The sequence below is a fragment of the Vibrio frigidus genome (assembly GCF_042465995.1).
Lineage (GTDB): Bacteria > Pseudomonadota > Gammaproteobacteria > Enterobacterales > Vibrionaceae > Vibrio.
In genome coordinates this window covers 172,125-190,334 of record NZ_JBCDMC010000003.1, presented here as the reverse complement: position 1 = coordinate 190,334, position 18,210 = coordinate 172,125, and the positions used below count along the sequence as shown (strand labels likewise).

The 18,210-nt window shown below is 41.6% G+C and carries 13 protein-coding genes and 6 tRNA genes; 17 read left to right on the top strand and 2 right to left on the bottom strand.

What is annotated here, in order from left to right; genetic code table 11:
- Positions 1 to 157 precede the first annotated feature (157 nt).
- The 17 genes from alaS (at position 158) to luxS (ending at position 15,781) form a co-directional block, all read left to right on the top strand.
- A complete protein-coding gene (gene alaS / locus AACW90_RS06550; protein ID WP_390232448.1) occupies positions 158 to 2,740 on the top strand; it encodes an alanine--tRNA ligase in 2,583 nt (860 codons plus the stop codon).
- Between the two features lie 283 nt (positions 2,741 to 3,023).
- On the top strand, positions 3,024 to 4,208 hold the full coding sequence (locus tag AACW90_RS06545) for an aspartate kinase (RefSeq protein WP_390232446.1): 1,185 nt from the start codon (positions 3,024 to 3,026) through the stop codon (positions 4,206 to 4,208).
- A gap of 86 nt (positions 4,209 to 4,294) precedes the next feature.
- Entirely contained in the window at positions 4,295 to 4,531 is a 237-nt protein-coding gene (csrA, locus tag AACW90_RS06540; RefSeq protein WP_195704283.1) for a carbon storage regulator CsrA, read from the top strand.
- A 202-nt stretch (positions 4,532 to 4,733) separates the two neighbouring features.
- Positions 4,734 to 4,826: transfer RNA gene (locus AACW90_RS06535), tRNA-Ser, on the top strand.
- Between the two features lie 23 nt (positions 4,827 to 4,849).
- Positions 4,850 to 4,926 (top strand) — tRNA-Arg (locus AACW90_RS06530).
- 12 nt (positions 4,927 to 4,938) lie between these two features.
- Positions 4,939 to 5,031: transfer RNA gene (locus AACW90_RS06525), tRNA-Ser, on the top strand.
- A 104-nt stretch (positions 5,032 to 5,135) separates the two neighbouring features.
- A tRNA-Arg gene (locus tag AACW90_RS06520) sits at positions 5,136 to 5,212 on the top strand.
- Positions 5,213 to 5,299: 87 nt separating this feature from the next.
- Positions 5,300 to 5,376 (top strand) — tRNA-Arg (locus AACW90_RS06515).
- Positions 5,377 to 5,462: 86 nt separating this feature from the next.
- Positions 5,463 to 5,539 (top strand) — tRNA-Arg (locus AACW90_RS06510).
- Between the two features lie 430 nt (positions 5,540 to 5,969).
- Positions 5,970 to 6,227, top strand: coding sequence for an oxaloacetate decarboxylase subunit gamma (locus AACW90_RS06505; protein ID WP_195704282.1), 258 nt, complete (start codon positions 5,970 to 5,972; stop codon positions 6,225 to 6,227).
- Between the two features lie 33 nt (positions 6,228 to 6,260).
- A complete protein-coding gene (oadA, locus tag AACW90_RS06500; protein ID WP_390232443.1) occupies positions 6,261 to 8,033 on the top strand; it encodes a sodium-extruding oxaloacetate decarboxylase subunit alpha in 1,773 nt (590 codons plus the stop codon).
- Positions 8,034 to 8,042: 9 nt separating this feature from the next.
- The gene (locus tag AACW90_RS06495) at positions 8,043 to 9,173 is read left to right on the top strand and encodes a sodium ion-translocating decarboxylase subunit beta (RefSeq protein WP_195704280.1); all 1,131 of its coding nucleotides are present in this window, start codon (positions 8,043 to 8,045) and stop codon (positions 9,171 to 9,173) included.
- A 64-nt stretch (positions 9,174 to 9,237) separates the two neighbouring features.
- Positions 9,238 to 10,233: an NADP-dependent oxidoreductase gene (locus tag AACW90_RS06490; protein ID WP_390232440.1), complete on the top strand. Its 996-nt coding sequence runs from the start codon at positions 9,238 to 9,240 to the stop codon at positions 10,231 to 10,233.
- Positions 10,227 to 10,667 carry a YqaA family protein gene (locus AACW90_RS06485; RefSeq protein ID WP_390232438.1) on the top strand — a complete coding sequence of 147 codons (441 nt, stop codon included), beginning with the start codon at positions 10,227 to 10,229 and terminating at the stop codon, positions 10,665 to 10,667. The genes AACW90_RS06490 and AACW90_RS06485 overlap by 7 nt, the downstream gene beginning before the upstream one ends.
- A 10-nt stretch (positions 10,668 to 10,677) precedes the next feature.
- On the top strand, positions 10,678 to 13,530 hold the full coding sequence (locus AACW90_RS06480) for a M16 family metallopeptidase (RefSeq protein ID WP_390232434.1): 2,853 nt from the start codon (positions 10,678 to 10,680) through the stop codon (positions 13,528 to 13,530).
- A gap of 126 nt (positions 13,531 to 13,656) precedes the next feature.
- A complete protein-coding gene (gshA, locus tag AACW90_RS06475) occupies positions 13,657 to 15,222 on the top strand; it encodes a glutamate--cysteine ligase (RefSeq protein WP_390232431.1) in 1,566 nt (521 codons plus the stop codon).
- Positions 15,223 to 15,265: 43 nt separating this feature from the next.
- The gene (gene luxS, locus AACW90_RS06470; RefSeq protein WP_390232428.1) at positions 15,266 to 15,781 is read left to right on the top strand and encodes an S-ribosylhomocysteine lyase; all 516 of its coding nucleotides are present in this window, start codon (positions 15,266 to 15,268) and stop codon (positions 15,779 to 15,781) included.
- A gap of 94 nt (positions 15,782 to 15,875) precedes the next feature.
- Here the strand turns inward: luxS and AACW90_RS06465 are convergent, their stop codons facing one another.
- Both AACW90_RS06465 and AACW90_RS06460 read right to left on the bottom strand, forming a co-directional pair.
- On the bottom strand, positions 15,876 to 17,141 hold the full coding sequence (locus tag AACW90_RS06465) for an HlyC/CorC family transporter (RefSeq protein WP_390232425.1): 1,266 nt from the start codon (positions 17,139 to 17,141) through the stop codon (positions 15,876 to 15,878).
- A 105-nt stretch (positions 17,142 to 17,246) separates the two neighbouring features.
- On the bottom strand, positions 17,247 to 18,044 hold the full coding sequence (locus tag AACW90_RS06460) for a cytochrome C assembly family protein (RefSeq protein ID WP_390232422.1): 798 nt from the start codon (positions 18,042 to 18,044) through the stop codon (positions 17,247 to 17,249).
- Positions 18,045 to 18,210: the final 166 nt, after the last annotated feature.

Below are 18,210 nucleotides of genomic sequence, written 5' to 3'. Positions count from 1 at the left end.
CACATTTAATTTGACCAAATGTTTAGTTGGATTGGCGTTATTCTTTTGATGAAGAAAACTAGGCGAAATCCTAACCTTGATTTACAATACTCGCCAAATATCTGTTAGTGGGCAATATTTGTCCTAAATTCATATCGAAAGTTTCAGGAAGAGTCGCATGTTTATGAGCACCGACGAGATACGCCGTGCGTTTCTAGAGTTCTTTGAAAGCAAAGGACATCAGATTGTAGAAAGTTCATCATTGGTACCAGCAAATGATCCAACATTGCTGTTTAACAATGCTGGAATGAACCAGTTTAAAGATTGTTTCTTAGGTATCGACAAACGAGCCTATACGCGAGCGACAAGTGCACAACGATGTGTTCGTGCTGGTGGTAAACATAATGACCTAGAGAATGTCGGTTTTACTGCCCGTCACCATACCTTTTTTGAAATGCTAGGAAACTTTAGTTTCGGTGATTATTTCAAAAATGATGCCATCGGTTACGCATGGGAATTCCTAACGGTAGTGCTTGAGTTACCTCAAGAAAGACTGCTCGTTACTGTTTATGAAACTGACGATGAAGCATTCGAGATTTGGAATAAAGATGTCGGCATACCTGCTGACCGTATTGTTCGAATTGGCGACAAGAAAGGTGGTAAACCTTACGAGTCCGATAACTTTTGGCAAATGGGCGATACAGGCCCTTGTGGACCATGTACTGAAATTTTCTATGATCATGGTGAACATATCTGGGGTGGTAGACCAGGTACCCCTGAAGAAGATGGTGATCGCTTCATCGAGATCTGGAACAACGTATTCATGCAGTTTAACCGTCAGAGTGACGGGACTATGGAGCCTTTGCCTAAGCCTTCTGTTGATACTGGCATGGGTATCGAACGTATTGCGGCAATCATGCAAGGTGTTCACTCCAATTATGAAACGGATATCTTTCAGACACTAATCAAAGCGTCTAGTGAAGTGATTGGATATAAAGATCTATCAAACCAATCATTACGTGTTGTTGCAGATCATATTCGTTCTTGTGCTTTCTTGATTGTTGATGGCGTTATGCCATCGAATGAAGGCCGTGGATATGTTCTTCGTCGTATTATTCGCCGTGCGGTTCGCCATGGCAATAAACTTGGCGCGCAAGGTGTGTTTTTCTATAAGCTTGTGGGTGTTCTCGCTGAGGTTATGGGGACCGCTGGTACCGAACTTAAGAAACAACAAGCGCTGGTAGAAAAAGTACTTCGAATCGAAGAAGAGAATTTCAGCCGTACTCTTGAACGCGGCATGGCAATATTGAATGACGCGTTGAATACGCTTGAAGGAAAAGAACTGGACGGTGAAACCGTATTTAAATTATATGATACCTATGGTTTTCCAGCGGATCTGACTAACGACGTTGCACGTGAACGTGAGTTCACAATCGACGAAGTTGGCTTTAAAAAAGCGATGGAAGCTCAGCGTAAGCGAGCTCGTGAAGCGGGCCAGTTTAAGACTGATTACAATCAAGTGATAAAGATTGATGCTACAACTGATTTTCTTGGTTATGGTGGAACAGATGGACAATCAAACGTAGTGGCAATGTTCGTTGAGGGTGATGAAGTAGAGTCACTTTCTGCTGGTGATAAAGCGATCATCATTTTAGATCAAACGCCATTTTACGCAGAATCTGGTGGCCAGTGTGGAGATGCTGGTTATCTGAAGGTTGCTTCTGGCCTATTCAAGGTTGAAGATACTCAAAAACTGGGCGGCGCCATTGCTCATCATGGTGAGCTTATTGAAGGTGTATTCGCGAAAGAAGATGTGGTTTTTGCTCAGGTTGATTCTGAACGCCGTACTGCGATCACTCTCAACCATTCAGCAACACACTTATTGCATGCAGCATTACGTCAAGTTTTAGGTGACCACGTTACTCAGAAAGGTTCATTGGTTCGAGCTGAGAGCCTACGTTTTGATTTCTCACACCTTGAAGCGGTTAAGCCTCAAGAGTTGCGTGAAGTCGAGCGTTTGGTTAATAGCCAAGTGCGTGTCAACCATGTGATAGAAACCAATGTCACAGATATTGAATCAGCCAAACAGAAAGGCGCGATGGCGTTGTTTGGCGAAAAATATGATGAAGAAGTGCGCGTGCTGAGTATGGGCGAATTTTCTACTGAACTTTGTGGTGGTATTCACGCAACAAATACGGGTGATATTGGTTTATTCAAGGTGGTATCAGAAGGTGGTATTGCTGCTGGTATTCGCCGTATTGAAGCCGTAACTGGTGAAGCCGCTCTGGACGCAATTGATGCTCAGCAAACTCAATATGAAGTGAAATTAAGTGACGCTGCAAATAAATCGAAAGCTCTAGAGAAAGAAATGCAACAGCTTAGAGATAAGTTGGCTGCCGTCGAAAGCGCTAACGTTATGGGTAAGGTTGAAACTATCGCTGGTCATCGAGTTTTAGTCGCCGCTCTTGAAGGCGGCGATAATAAAAACTTACGAGTGATGGTCGATGACATTAAGAACCAAATGGGCAGTTGTATTGTTTTTCTAGCCAATGTTAATGATGGTAAAATCAGCTTAATAGCAGGCGTGACTAAAGACCTTATCGGCAAAGTTAAGGCCGGTGAACTGGTGAATATGGTAGCGCAGCAAGTTGGTGGTAAAGGCGGGGGGCGTCCTGATATGGCTCAAGCTGGTGGTACAGATATTGCCGCATTACCGGAAGCGATCAAATCGGTTCATGGATGGTTAGAAGAACGTCTTTAACCGCTGATTAAGTTAACTGAAAAAAAACCAACTAATGACAATTAGTTGGTTTTTTTGTTGTTAAGTAATCTCAACTCGCGATAAGTCATAATTTTGGTTTATTCGCAATGAACCAGTATCAAGCGAACTCAATTGTTACAAGCTTACTAAGCTAGGTATACATGCGTTCTGGTTAAAGATTGCATGATTAATTACATTAATTATCGTTCCAAATTGGGCAGATAATGATTGAACTCACAGTACCGATTTATACGAGATGAGCTCTTAGGGAAGGTGAAGGCCGGTGAAAAAACCGTTATATGTACTGAAATTTGGTGGGACGTCGATTGGTTCGATTGAGCGAATTCAAGCCGTTGCGAATAGAATAATCAAGACGAAATCTTCAGGGGCTAATGTTGTCATCGTTGTTTCTGCAATGTCGGGTGAAACCAATCGGCTGATGAGTCTAGCGCAAGATATTGACGATGTGCCAAATGCACGGGAGTTAGATGTATTGTTGTCTGCCGGAGAGCAGGTTGCGATGTCTTTACTTTCGATTGCAATAAATAAGCATGGTTATAGCAGCGTGTCGTTGACTAGCGGGCAGGCTCAGATACTAACAGATAACGTTCATAACGATGCCACTATCCGACAAATCAATACGAGCCATATAGAAGGTCTTCTAGCGGATAACAAGATAGTGATTGTTGCCGGTTTTCAAGGGACCACTGAATATGGCGACATTACAACGCTAGGGCGTGGTGGTTCAGATACTACAGCGGTTGCACTCGCAGGTGCACTGGGTGCTGACGAGTGCCAGATATTCACCGATGTCGACGGAATATATACCTGCGACCCTAGAGTAGTTAAGAGCGCACGAAAATTAGACCTTATAGACTTTCCAAATATGGAAGAGATGTCTAGAAAAGGCGCTAAGGTTCTTCATCTCCCTAGCGTACAGTTCGCGTGGGCTCAAAATGTGCCATTAAGAGTACTCTCTTCTTTTTCTTACGATAAAGGAACTCTCGTTAAAGGAGAGACCTGTGATAAGGGCATTTGTGGTATTGCGTTACAAAGGTCATTGATGTTCGTGCAAGTGGATGCAGATGATCTTGACTCATTAAAAAAACAGTGTCAGCTGCTTGGAATTGCGCTTTGGAACGTGATCGAGGAAACAGAACAGAGTGGTGTAGTGATCCTTCAAGAGAGTTTTGCTAAGTTAAGTCTGGTTTTTATTGAAAAAATCCGTAATAGTGAGGCTGTGAGTGCATTGACTATTGTCGGTAGCAAAGCGAAAGGGATTTTGCAGCAGTCTTGTGAATTATTCGCACAGCATGATATAAAAATTCTAAACCGCGCGGCGGGGATAAACTACTCAACGTTTATCCTTAAGCCTGAGTTATTAGAGAAAACAGCTAATCTTATTCACGAAAAACAGATAAATTTCAAGGTAGAGCTTGAAGAACAACGAAAATTAGCTATTTCTTAACTAGTATTGTTTACGAAGATAGATGTTTTGTTGGATAATAAGCCTTATTACAGAGAAAGTTCAGAGATTACTCAAGGAGTGGAAAAATGCTGATTTTGACTCGCCGAGTTGGCGAAACGTTAATGATAGGTGATGAAGTAACAGTGACAGTACTTGGTGTCAAAGGGAATCAAGTTCGAATTGGTGTGAATGCTCCAAAAGAGGTATCCGTCCACCGCGAAGAAATATACATGCGTATCCAAGCTGAAAAAGGGACGGCAACAAGTACCGTAGCAGGAAGTAATCCAGTACCAGGTAGCAGTACGGTATCAGGAAACTACTAAGCGTATATATCGCAAAAAAGGCTAGCAATGTGCTGGCCTTTTTTGTTTCGGTATAACCTAAAAGTGAAAGTAATAAGCAGAGAAAACTGTGTTTTTCTAAGATGTTGGTTGATTAGTGCCCTATCAAACGTTTTTTACCTAATTTAACTAAGAAAGTATTTGACATATTTTTGGTAAATCGTAATATGTGCCTCCGCAAGATGGTGAGGTGGCCGAGAGGCTGAAGGCGCTCCCCTGCTAAGGGAGTATACGGCTTAATACCGTATCGAGGGTTCGAATCCCTCCCTCACCGCCATTCTTGTGTTTAGTAGAAATTATGCGCTCGTAGCTCAGCTGGATAGAGTACTTGGCTACGAACCAGGCGGTCGAAGGTTCGAATCCTTCCGAGCGCACCATTTCTAACATGTGGTGAGGTGGCCGAGAGGCTGAAGGCGCTCCCCTGCTAAGGGAGTATACGGCTTAATACCGTATCGAGGGTTCGAATCCCTCCCTCACCGCCATTACTAACCTAGTTAGTAATGCAATGTAATTAGTAACACAATGGTCTCATTTGACCATTTTTTTGTTTCTCAGAAACATAAATGTGATATATTTCACAACCTGTGCGCTCGTAGCTCAGCTGGATAGAGTACTTGGCTACGAACCAGGCGGTCGAAGGTTCGAATCCTTCCGAGCGCACCATACATCAAGGGTAACGTGGTATCTGAACGCTGACATGCTTCTTTTCCAAGCATGAATTCTCAGGCCATGTACCGATAAAGAAATTGTGCGCTCGTAGCTCAGCTGGATAGAGTACTTGGCTACGAACCAGGCGGTCGAAGGTTCGAATCCTTCCGAGCGCACCATACATCAAGGGTAACGTGGTATCTGAATGTTGATATACTTGGCTTCCAAGTATGAATTCTCAAGCCGCGTAACGAAAAAAAATTGTGCGCTCGTAGCTCAGCTGGATAGAGTACTTGGCTACGAACCAGGCGGTCGAAGGTTCGAATCCTTCCGAGCGCACCATATTTTCTTCAAATCACCTGCTCGTCTAATGCCATTCTTAGTTCCAATATTTCTAATAATTCCAATACCTCAAACATTTGTAACATCTTTAGTGATTTTCGTTAACAAAGCATTATCATAATAAATGCTTTGTATTTACATCTTGCTGTTTTTTAGAAAGAAATTTTAATTTTATTACCTATCTCTCAGTATTTATTGCTGTATTGGCTTAATTTATTTTCAGCGTTCCGTTAATATATTTCCAAAGAGGCTGATTTGTAGTAATTCGTATAGTTTTAATGGATTAAACAATAGAAAACTCTGTTAGCTTATTTGAACACGTATTCGAAATTGACAATCAGACCCCAATCGAGATAATCCTTAACGACAAGTTTGTGAATGGATCTCAAGCTTAGGATTAATTGTCTCTAAGACAGCGAAAGGAAGCATAATGACAGATATTGGAAGTTTATTGGAACAGGCCGCTACACTCATGCTCACTGGTATGGGTGTCGTGTTTGTGTTTCTGACCATTCTTGTATACCTAGTTCGGCTGATGTCTTCGCTGGTACCGGAAGAAGTACCGCAACTGATAGCTGCCCCAATTCAACATTCTAAAGTTCAACAAACATCATCTACTGTTAGTCCAAAAGTTATAGCGGCGATTTCTGCTGCGGTACATCAGTACCGAACTTCTCATACTAAGTAGTAAATTTAATAAGATTAAAAGGAGTTATTAAGCATGTCTAAACCACTTGCTCTTACTGATGTTGTGCTACGCGATGCCCATCAATCGTTATTTGCTACTCGTATGCGTATCGAAGATATGCTGCCGATTGCAAAAGAACTGGACAATATAGGCTATTGGTCTTTAGAAACATGGGGTGGTGCAACATTTGATTCATGCATCCGCTTCTTAGGTGAAGATCCGTGGGAACGTCTGCGTGAGCTTAAAAAAGCGATGCCAAATACACCGATGCAAATGTTGCTGCGTGGCCAGAACCTTTTGGGCTACCGCCATTATGGTGATGATGTTGTTGAAAAGTTTGTTGAACGATCTCATAAAAACGGTATGGATGTTTTCCGTATATTTGATGCGATGAACGATGTACGTAATTTCCAACAAGCAGTGAAATCTGTTGTGGATGTAGGAGCTCATGCTCAGGGTACACTCTCTTATACGACAAGTCCGGTTCACAATTCAGATACATGGGTAGACTTAGCGAAGCGCCTTGAAGATCTTGGATGTCATTCTCTTTGTATCAAAGATATGGCAGGACTGCTTAAACCCTATGAAGCTGAAGAGTTAGTTACTCGTATTAAAGCGTCTTGTGACGTGCCTCTAGCGCTACACTGTCATGCAACTACTGGTTTATCTACCGCAACAGCTATAAAAGCCGTTGAAGCGGGTCTAGACATACTAGATACATCAATATCCTCTATGAGCCAAACCTACGGTCATACGCCAACGGAAACCGTTGTGGCGATGCTAGAGGGCTCTGAGCGTGATACTGGTCTTAAACTAACAGAGATAGAACCGATTGCCGCCTATTTCCGTGAAGTTCGTAAAAAATATGCGAAATGGGAAGGGGCGATGAAGGGCGTGGACTCACGTATTCTGATTGCTCAAGTACCCGGCGGCATGTTAACGAATATGGAAGGCCAGCTAAAAGAGCAAGGCGCAGCAGATCGTATAGATGAAGTATTGGAAGAGATCCCGCGTATCCGGAAAGATCTTGGCTTTATTCCATTGGTCACCCCTACATCTCAGATTGTGGGTACCCAAGCGGTAATTAATGTATTAACTGGCGAACGCTATAAGAGTATTACTAAAGAGACGGCAGGTGTACTTAAAGGTGAGTATGGTCAAGCACCCGCTGAGGTAAATAAAGAACTGCAAATTCGTGTATTGGATGGAGCAGAGGCGATCACTTGTCGTCCGGCCGATCTGATAGAAGATGAGTTAGATGCATTAACAACGGAATTATTGGAAAAAGCAAAAGCAGAAGGTATCTCTCTAGCAGAAGATACAGTAGATGATGTCTTAACTTATGCGTTATTCCCTCAAGTGGGTCTTAAGTTTCTTAAAAACCGTCGCAACCCAGATGCATTTGAACCTGCTCCAGGTAAAGAAAAACCAGCGCCTGCACAAATTGCAGCACCAGCGGTTGGCGGTGTTGAATCGTACAGTGTTAAGGTGGATGGTCAAGTATATGATGTCGAAGTCGGCCCACAAGGTCAGCTTACGACAGTGACGCCTACTACTGTTGCAGCAACAACTACTCCTGCAGCAGCGAGCGATGCTGAAGTGGTTCTTGCACCGCTAGCTGGTACCATTTTTAAAGTGATGATTGCCCCAGGTGCACAAGTTGCGGACGGTGAAGTACTTCTTATCTTAGAAGCAATGAAAATGGAAACAGAAATTCGAGCAACAAAAGCTGGAACAGTTGCAGAAATCAATGTTAAAGAAGGTGATGCCGTAATGGTTGGTTCTCCTCTACTTAGCTTGGCATAAGGGAGAATCATGGAAGGTTTAATGCGTCTTTGGAATGATACAGGAATAGCCAATTTTGAATTTGGTCAGATCTGTATGATCGCCGTCGGATGCCTGTTACTATTTTTGGCCATTCGTAAGGGCTTTGAGCCCTTATTATTGCTGCCAATTGGTTTCGGTGCAGTACTAGCAAATATCCCTAATGCTGGTTTTACTGAACCTGGCGGTATGCTTTACTTTGTGTACCACGTAGGTATTGAGACTGGTGTGTTCCCATTAATCATCTTTATGGGTGTAGGAGCAATGACCGATTTTGGTGCCTTAATAGCTAACCCAAAAACCTTGTGGTTAGGTGCTGCGGCTCAATTTGGGATTTTTGTTACACTGTTTGGTGCTATCTTATTGAATTACATACCTGGTATGGAATTTACTTTAGCAGACGCTTCGTCTATAGCTATCATTGGTGGTGCTGATGGACCGACGGCGATATTCTTGTCCAGTCGATTATCGCCTGATCTTCTGGGTCCTATCGCGGTCGCAGCATATAGCTACATGGCATTGGTGCCTATTATTCAACCACCGATAATGAAGGCATTAACCACACCAGAAGAACGTCAAATCAAGATGGCTCAGTTGCGTCATGTTGGTAAGACCGAGAAAATATTGTTCCCACTCGCTGTCCTGTTAATGACAATACTTTTCTTACCATCAGCAACACCTTTGGTGGGGATGTTTTGTTTAGGCAACTTGATGCGCGAAGCTGGTGTTGTTGAGCGTTTATCTAAAACGGCACAAAATGAACTAATTAATATTGTGACTATTTTCTTGGGTCTCGGTGTTGGTTCTAAATTACAGGCCGATAAATTCTTAAACCTAGAAACGTTAGGTATTTTGGCGCTTGGTGCAGTGGCATTTAGTATCGGTACGGCGGCAGGTGTACTTATGGCTAAGCTGATGAATAAGTTATCAAAAGAAGACATTAATCCACTTATTGGCGCGGCAGGCGTTTCTGCTGTACCTATGGCTGCACGAGTTGTGAATAAGGTCGGCCTTGAGGCCAATCCACACAATTTTTTATTGATGCATGCGATGGGACCCAACGTGGCCGGTGTACTTGGATCTGCGGTAGCTGCTGGTATTTTGTTAGCGTTGGTCGGGTAATATCTGGTCGTAATCCAAACAATTGGGTTAACCAAGTAGAACAAAATGGTTTATAGTCAAAGGGATGCTAACGCATCCCTTTTTTCGTTTGTTTGAGGGGTACCAAGTGACTGAGAACATAAAAATAGTAATACCCGAGTTTGGAAAACCTGACGTTTTGGATTTTGTGAGTGGAGAGATACCTGAACCTCAAAGCGGTGAAGTTTTAATAAAGGTCTATTTTTCAGGCTTGAATCCGATTGATGTCAAAACCCGAGCTGGAATGGGTTGGGCTGCGGCTCAAAATAGAGATAATTTACCTTGGACACCTGGCTATGAAATATCGGGAAAAATTGTCTCTATGGGTGAGAATACGCAACGCTTTGTAGAGGGTGATACTGTCGCGGGGCTGATTGGTTTTCCATTAAATGCAGGTGGATACAGTCAATACCTTTGTGTAGCGGAAGATCATTTGAGTTTGGTCCCTAACGCAGTAACGTTAGAGGCTGCAGCTGCGTTACCAGTAGCGGCACAAACGGCGGCGCAGGCACTGAATAAAGCCGGTGTAAAAGCGGGGGATAGGGTTCTGATACTTGCTGGAGCAGGAGGCGTTGGGCATATTGCTGTGCAGATAGCGGTAGCAGCGCAAGCAGAAGTCTACACCACGTGTAGTGAATCAAATTTGGATTACCTTGCAAACCTTGGTGCTCATGCTGTCAACTATCAGTTTGCTCCTGTATCTGAACGTGTTTCCGATGTGGATGTACTTATTGATCTTATTGGTGGTGATGTCGCTCTTGATGCCCTTAAATGCTTGAAAGATAAAGCCAGAGTAGTCACTGTTCCTACCATCACCAAAGATCTAATCTGTGAAAAATCTGAAATTTTAGGGTTTAGTGCTGATGGCATGCTTGTAGAACCTAATCCAGAACAATTAGACACGATGTTATATATGGTAAGTGTTGGTCTGTTGAAAGTAGATGTTCAGCCAGCAATATCATATAAAAACGTTGTAGAAGCCCATCATAGGCTTGAGACTGGGCATACTAGAGGCAAGTTAGTATTGGACATGCGGTGTTAGATCAGATCGCTCTGTATTTTACTGACTCAGCCCTTTGGGTATTAGGAATATCTGGTTTCTTAAGTGCAACTTTGCTGCCTGGCGCTTCTGAAGCGACGTTGATTGCGACCTTGGGTATTAAACAACATACGGTTTTGTCTGTTATTTTTATCGCGACTTTAGGTAATACGTTAGGTGGCCTTACAAATTATTGGATAGGTTTATGGTTACCGAATCGAACTCAAAAAGAAAAACATGGTCATAAAGCGATAGGATGGCTAAGTCAGTACGGTTATGTTGCCCTTCTTTTTAGCTGGCTTCCAGTTATCGGTGATCCTCTGTGTTTGGCAGCAGGATGGTTGAGGATGAAATTTCTTCCCAGTTTTATTTTAATAGCCCTCGGTAAGGCATTGAGGTACAGCGCTCTAACCGCGCTGTTTTATGGATTGATTTAAGGATTTATTAATGAAAAAAATAGGGCTCAGTGCGATCTTTTTGGTCGCCTTATATGGCTGTTCTCAAACAGCATCTACAGATAGTGATATTCAAGTACCTGAAGGTTTTACTTTCATTGAGCGATCATTAACTCAACCCAACAAGGTTTCGATACCTTATTCCAAGTTCGTTCTTGATAACGGGCTCACATTGATCTTGTCACCGGATGATTCAGACCCTTTGGTACATGTGGATGTAACTTATCACGTCGGCTCAGCAAGAGAAGATGTCGGGAAATCTGGTTTTGCCCACTTTTTTGAACACATGATGTTTCAAGGTTCAGAACACGTGGGAGATCAAGAGCATTTTAAAATAATCACTGAAGCTGGTGGGACATTAAATGGTACGACCAACCGAGATAGAACCAATTATTTTGAAACTATTCCCTCCAATCAATTAGAGAAAATTCTTTGGTTAGAATCGGATCGTATGGGTTTTCTTATTGATGCTGTATCACAAAAAAAATTCGAAATACAACGAGACACGGTTAAGAATGAGCGTGCACAAAATTATGACAATCGTCCATACGGTTTAATGTGGGAGCGATTAGGTGAAGCTCTTTATCCCGAAGGCCACCCGTATTCTTGGCAAACAATTGGCTACGTAGAAGATTTAGATAGAGTAGATGTTAACGATTTGAAAGCATTTTTTCTTCGTTGGTATGGTCCAAATAACGCGACGTTAACCATTGGTGGAGACATCGATGTAGAGCAAACACTCAATTGGGTCAGTAAATATTTTGGTTCAATTCCTGAAGGACCAGCAGTAGAGAACTCAGAAAAACAACCGGTTAAATTGGATAGAGACAAATACATTACGCTCGAAGATCGAATAAAACAGCCGATGGTAATGATTGGTTGGCCAACCACCTATCGAGGAGAGGATAGTCAAGCGGCATTAGATACCCTTGCGTCAATCTTGGGTAGTGGAAAGAATAGCGTTTTATACCAAGAGTTAGTGAAAACTGAAAAAGCGATAGACGCAGGTGCTTTCCATCAGTGCGCTGAGCTCTCTTGTAGTTTTTATGTCTATGCAATGGGCGATTCTGGTGATCAAGGTGACTTAAGTAAAATTTATGATGATCTCATGGTCGCGCTAGCCAATTTTAAAGCGAATGGAGTAGAACAAGATAAGCTTGAACAAATTATTGGCCAAGCAGAATCCAGTGCCGTATTTGCATTACAGAGTGTTCATGGGAAAGTGACTCAATTGGCTTCCAACGAAACGTTTTATGGTCAACCGGACAGGATAGAGCAACAGCTTGAACAGCTTAAAGGTGTGACACCTGAAGCGGTAATGAATGCTTATAAGACGTTTGTCGATGGCAAAAATAAAGTGACATTGAGTGTTGTACCAAAAGGGCAATTAGATTTAGAGGTAAGAAAAGTAGATTTTATTACTCCAGAGAGAACACTACCGAAATACAATAAAATTGAAAGCAGCGAATTAGAATATTCAAAAGCCGAGGATAGCTTTGATCGAAATATAATGCCTCCTGTTGGTGGCGCGGTTAAAGGTAATATGCCTGAACTTTACAATGTTTACCTAGATAATGGAATTGAGGTTCTTGGCACTGATTCAAACGAGACCCCTACGGTTGAATTGCAGATTTTGTTGCCTGCTGGGCACAGATATGTGTCTAAAGGTAAGGAAGGCTTGGCAAACTTTACATCTGAAATGATGCAAGAAGGTACGACAGAGAGAAATATTGAAACGATTCAAGCCGAGCTCGATAAATTGGGCAGCTCTATTAGTTTTGGTTCTGGAAACTATACGACAACGATCAGTATTTCCTCATTGAAGAAAAACCTCAGTCAGACGTTAGTCATTGTTGAGGAGATGCTCTTTAAACCAAAATTTAAACAAGATGATTTTGACCGTTTAAAGAAACAATCTTTAGAAGGGCTGATCTATGAACATCAAAGACCTGCATGGTTAGCGTCGCAAGCGACCAGACAAATACTGTTTGGCAGATCGACATTTGGCCGTTCAAATGACGGTACCTTGAAGTCTATAGAGAGTATTCAGCTTGAAGATGTGAAAGCGTTTTATAATAGTAATTATACTCCGCTAGGGACTCAAGTCATTGTTGTCGGAGATATGTCTAAAGACACATTAATCCCCAACCTCAAGTTTCTGAGTAAGTGGGAAGGGTCTGATGTGCCGATACTACGCCCTCAAATAGTAAAACCACCGGTAGGACAACATATCTATCTTGTTGATAAACCAAGTGCGCCACAGAGTGTGATTAGGTTAGTTCGACAAGGACTGCCATATGATACTGTTGGTGAGCAGTACCTCAACCAACTCGCTAATTTCAATTTAGCCGGTAACTTCAACAGTCGTATTAATCAGAATCTACGCGAAGATAAAGGGTATACCTATGGTGCGAGTGGTTATCATGCGAGTAATAAAGAGATAGGTATCATTGTCTTCGATGCTCAAGTTAGAGCAGATTCAACCGTCCCATCTATACAAGAGTTCATTAAAGAAATGAAACGCTACAGTGAAGATGGCATGACCTCTAAAGAGCTAGCGTTTATGCGCTTGGCTGTTGGTCAACAAGATGCTTTGAAATACGAAACACCAAGCCAAAAGGCGAGATTACTGTCAAATATACTTAATTATTCATTAGATGATGACTATATAGAGCAGCGGAACGCAGTATTGAGTAATGTAAATCGCTCTACATTGAATGAGGTTGCAAGCAAATGGTTTGACCCTACTGACTACCAAATTATAGTAGTTGGAGATGCTAAGAGCTTAAAACCTCAATTGGAAGATCTGGATATACCAGTGGTAGAACTTGAAATTACTAAGTAGCGCACACATATAAAGAGAGGCACAAATTGTCTCTCTTTATACTTGCTGCATACAAAAATGCAGAACTAGTATTTTATATAAAAAAGCGTAACCTACGCAAAAACAAGATTAAAAGTGGTCACCATTTTGACAAATTTTTCCTCAAGACTGAAAAAAGTAGCGAAAAACCCTGATAATTTTAAAAACATTGGTCGTGGTGTTGAGCGCGAAACTCTTCGATACACCTTGGACGGGCATTTAGCACTAACACCACATCCTGTTGGTTTAGGGTCTGCATTGACAAACAAATGGGTGACCACTGATTTTTCAGAATCGTTATTGGAGTTTATTACCCCCGTTTCTACTGATGTAGAAGAATTAATTGGTCAGCTATCCGATATTCACCATTTTACCGTGAAAGAGATGGGAGAAGAGAAGCTTTGGCCTCTCTCCATGCCTTGCTATGTCGAGAATGAAGATGATATTGCCTTCGCTCAGTATGGCTCATCGAATGTAGGTAAAATGAAAACGTTATACCGTAAAGGTCTTAAAAACCGTTATGGTAGTTTGATGCAGATTATTTCTGGTGTTCATTTTAATTTTTCGTTTCCTGAAAGCTTATGGGACTCTCTTTACGGCGAGCAATCAGAAAGCGATAGAGCCAATACAAAATCAGATGAATACTTCAACGTTATCCGAAATTATTACCGTTTTGGTTGGTTAATTCCTTATTTCTTCGGTGCCTCTCCTGCTATTTGCTCCTCTTTCTTACAAGGTAGAGAAACCGAGTTACCTTTTGAAAATATCGGTCAGACGCTTTATCTTCCTTATGGTACATCCTTACGATTAAGTGACTTGGGTTATACCAATAGCGCTCAGAGTGAGTTGCAAATTAATTATAATAATCTTGATGGGTATCTAGACGGTTTAGAAAAAGCGATTCAAACTCCTTCAAGCGATTTCGCGCAAATTGGTGTCAAGATAGACGGCGAGTATCAACAGCTTAATAGTAATGTGCTACAGATTGAAAATGAGTTGTATTCTCCTATTCGTGCAAAGCGCGTAGGTCAATCTGGTGAAAAACCATCAGAAGCATTAAAACGAGGCGGAGTAGAGTACATAGAAGTACGCTCATTGGACGTAAACCCATTCAGTCCGATAGGGGTAACAAAAGAACAGATTCGGTTTTTAGACCTCTTTTTAACTTGGTGTTTGATTAAAGATACTGGCCCGATAGACAATAAAGAGCTTTGCTGTTGGAAGGATAACTGGACTAGAGTCATTCAAGAAGGTCGTAAACCCGATTTGATGTTGACGGAAGACTGTGATGGTAAAGAACGTACGCTACACGATTATACTAAACACATTTTCACTGATTTACAGCTGATTGCCGTTGAGATGGATATGGCGAGTGATGGTGATGAATATCAGCAAACATGCCAAGAACTTATGACGTGGATAGACAATCCTGAATTGACAATTTCTGGCCAGCTATTAGAGAAAACGAAAGAGCTAGGTGGTATTGGTCAGGTTGGTTGCACCTACGGTCGCGAATATAGAGATTACCATCTAACAAATAACTATAATGTTTATAGTCAACAAGAGATGCAATATGAAGTAAGTGCTTCTCTTCAAGCTCAAAAAGAGATAGAACAAGCTGACGAAGTGAATTTTGATGAGTTTCTTGAAGACTACTTCTCATACCTAAAATAATGAATCGGCTCGAAATCTGAATCGAGCCAATGGAGATATAAAAATGCCGTTATTAGATAGTTTTACTGTTGATCACACAAGAATGAATGCGCCAGCTGTTCGCGTGGCAAAAACGATGCAAACGCCAAAAGGGGATACGATAACTGTATTTGATTTGCGTTTTTGTGTGCCAAACAAAGAGATACTTTCTGAACAAGGTATTCACACATTAGAGCATCTATATGCGGGCTTTATGCGTGCACATTTAAACGGTGCGGGTATTGAAATTATCGATATCTCTCCAATGGGTTGCCGTACTGGTTTTTATATGAGTTTGATTGGCACTCCAGCGGAAGAGCGCGTAGCCGATGCGTGGTTAGCTGCGATGGAAGATGTACTAAAGGTAGAGAACCAAAATAACATTCCAGAGCTAAATGAATATCAATGTGGTACCTATGGTATGCACTCTTTATCTGATGCGAAAAATATCGCCAAAAATGTGATTGAAGCTGGGATTTTAGTGAATAAAAATGACGAATTAGCTCTGCCTGCTTCTATGTTGGAAGAGCTAAATAAGTAAACGTATTTTTATTTGAAGCGAATGGTATTTTAAAGGGAGTGTCACCTTATGGTGACACTCCCTTTTTTATGACTGAATGTTACGTTCGAACCAGCTACTTCCGTGCGGGAAATACTTTAACCAGACTGATCTTATTTTCCGTAAACTTCATTATTTCCATTAGGTGTTTTTCAACCTCGATACTAACTTGGCTTTCGGGGATATCTTCTAGGTGTTCTAATATAAGCCCATTAAGTGTTCTTGGTCCGTCCGTAGGCAGTTGCCACTTCAAACCCTTATTAATGTCACGAATATTGGCACTTCCTTCAATGAGGAAGCTCCCATCACCTTGTGGGGTGATTTCTTCAGATAGACTTGGTGCTATAGACGTCGTAAATTCACCAACGATCTCTTCCAAAATGTCTTCTAGAGTGACAAGACCAATAATATCGCCATATTCATCGACAATGAGTCCTATTCTTTCTTTATTGCGTTGGAATTTCAGCAGTTGCACGTTTAGTGGCGTCGCTTCTGGTATGAAGTAAACTTCATCTGCTGCGCGTAGAAGTGTCTCTTTTGTAAACTCATTTTTCTCAAGCATCAAACGATAAGCTTCACGTAAACGCAGCATACCGACAACTTCGTCTATCTGGTCGCGATAAAGTACAACTCGTCCATGTGGTGAATGAGTTAATTGGCGAACGATGGATTTCCAGTCATCATTAATATCGATACCCGTAATTTCATTTCTAGGTACCATAATGTCATCTACAGTGACGTTTTCTAAATCGAGAATGGATACCAGCATTTCTTGGTGTCCACGAGGAATGAGACCTCCAGCTTCGTTTACAACAGTACGAAGCTCATCAGAGCTTAAAGGATCTTCAGTAGGGTGTGTCGCTTTTATACCGAATAATCGTAATACACCATTGGTAATTAAATTCACCATTAGAACGACGGGGGCAAGCACCTTCATCAGTACGTTTAATATAATACTGCTGGCATAGGCGACTCTTTCTGGATAGAGCGAAGCTAATGTTTTAGGGGTAACTTCGGCAAAGACAAGCACAACAAGTGTCAATAATCCCGTCGCTATTGCGACACCAAGATCACCAAATAGACGCATTCCAAGTATGGTTGCAATGGCAGAGGCGAGGATGTTGACTAAGTTGTTTCCAATGAGAATAAGGCCAATTAAACGGTCGGGACGGCTTAATAGCTTTTCAACACGTTTTGCACCTTTGTGGCCTTTTCCAGCCAGATGCTTTAGTCGATATCGGTTTAAGGACATCATTCCAGTCTCAGAACCTGAAAAATAACCAGAAATGACGATTAGACATGCGAGTATGGTAAACAGTACACCCGTTGATATGTCATTCAATGTTTGGAATTCCTTCTTTCAGTTATCGCTCAATTTGTGACTTAAGTGATTTGAGCTGTCAATTATATTATGAATAAAATAGTATTTTTAGTAACGGGTAATCGGTTAATTCAAAATGATTTCTCGAACAAATCGGCTGCCAAAATAGGCAAGTGTAAGCAAGGTCGCACCTGCAATAGCAAACCATGTTACCTTTTTACCACGCCAACCTTTTTGATAGTGTCCCCAGAGTAATACGGAGTAAATTACCCAAGCCACAAAAGAAAGAATAGATTTATGGGCAGAACCACGCGCAAACATATCATCTAAAAATACGAATCCAGACAATAGAGTTAAAGTTAGCAGTCCATTGCCAATGAGGATAATGTTAAAAAGCTGCCTCTCGACTTTCAATAAAGGCGGTAGGTTAGGGTTCACTGCCATCGCTTTTTTGTTTTTTAATTTATAGTCTAGCCACGCGAGTTGAATTGCATATAGTGCCGCAATAGTTAAGGTCGCGTAAGCGAAAAGTGCGATTGTAATATGGATTAACAATCCCATCTTCCCTTCAAAGTGAGTGATGAATGCACCGGGTAAGAAGTTTGAAGCGAGGATGCTAATAATAGAAAACCCGTAAACGACGGGTAACAAGAACCACAAACGGGCTTTAAACATAGCTAAGCTCATTACTAATGAAGTAATAAAACTGACGAGAGAAGCAACATTGAGCATGCTCAAGTTTTGACCGCTTGAACTGTTGTGAATTTGGCCGTGTAATAGCCACACATGGAAAATAATGGCTAAAGCTGCGCTCACGAAGACAGTCTTTGTCTTTATGTGGGTTTGCTGAGATAGCCCCGGGACTATTGTTGCGATAGCAATTGCATATAAAATGGCAGCGGCAATAGCGATTAAACTGTCCATATTTTCCTAATAAATTCTTATCTAATGAACGGATTATAACGCGGTTAAACTCGATGAGCTATCTAAGGATCGAATAAATCATCGTTTAGATTTTGGAAGATCAATTACCTAAGGTATACTGCCGACATTAATCGCCCTTGCTTTGCTAAAAGGTGTTTCGAAAAGT

Coding starts and splice junctions, on each gene's coding strand:
- alaS (WP_390232448.1), top strand. CDS start 158: ATGTTTATGAGCACCGACGAGATACGCCGTGCGTTTCTAGAGTTCTTT.
- csrA (WP_195704283.1), top strand. CDS start 4,295: ATGCTGATTTTGACTCGCCGAGTTGGCGAAACGTTAATGATAGGTGAT.
- AACW90_RS06505 (WP_195704282.1), top strand. CDS start 5,970: ATGACAGATATTGGAAGTTTATTGGAACAGGCCGCTACACTCATGCTC.
- oadA (WP_390232443.1), top strand. CDS start 6,261: ATGTCTAAACCACTTGCTCTTACTGATGTTGTGCTACGCGATGCCCAT.
- AACW90_RS06495 (WP_195704280.1), top strand. CDS start 8,043: ATGGAAGGTTTAATGCGTCTTTGGAATGATACAGGAATAGCCAATTTT.
- AACW90_RS06490 (WP_390232440.1), top strand. CDS start 9,238: ATGCTAACGCATCCCTTTTTTCGTTTGTTTGAGGGGTACCAAGTGACT.
- AACW90_RS06480 (WP_390232434.1), top strand. CDS start 10,678: ATGAAAAAAATAGGGCTCAGTGCGATCTTTTTGGTCGCCTTATATGGC.
- luxS (WP_390232428.1), top strand. CDS start 15,266: ATGCCGTTATTAGATAGTTTTACTGTTGATCACACAAGAATGAATGCG.
- AACW90_RS06460 (WP_390232422.1), bottom strand. CDS start 18,044: ATGGACAGTTTAATCGCTATTGCCGCTGCCATTTTATATGCAATTGCT.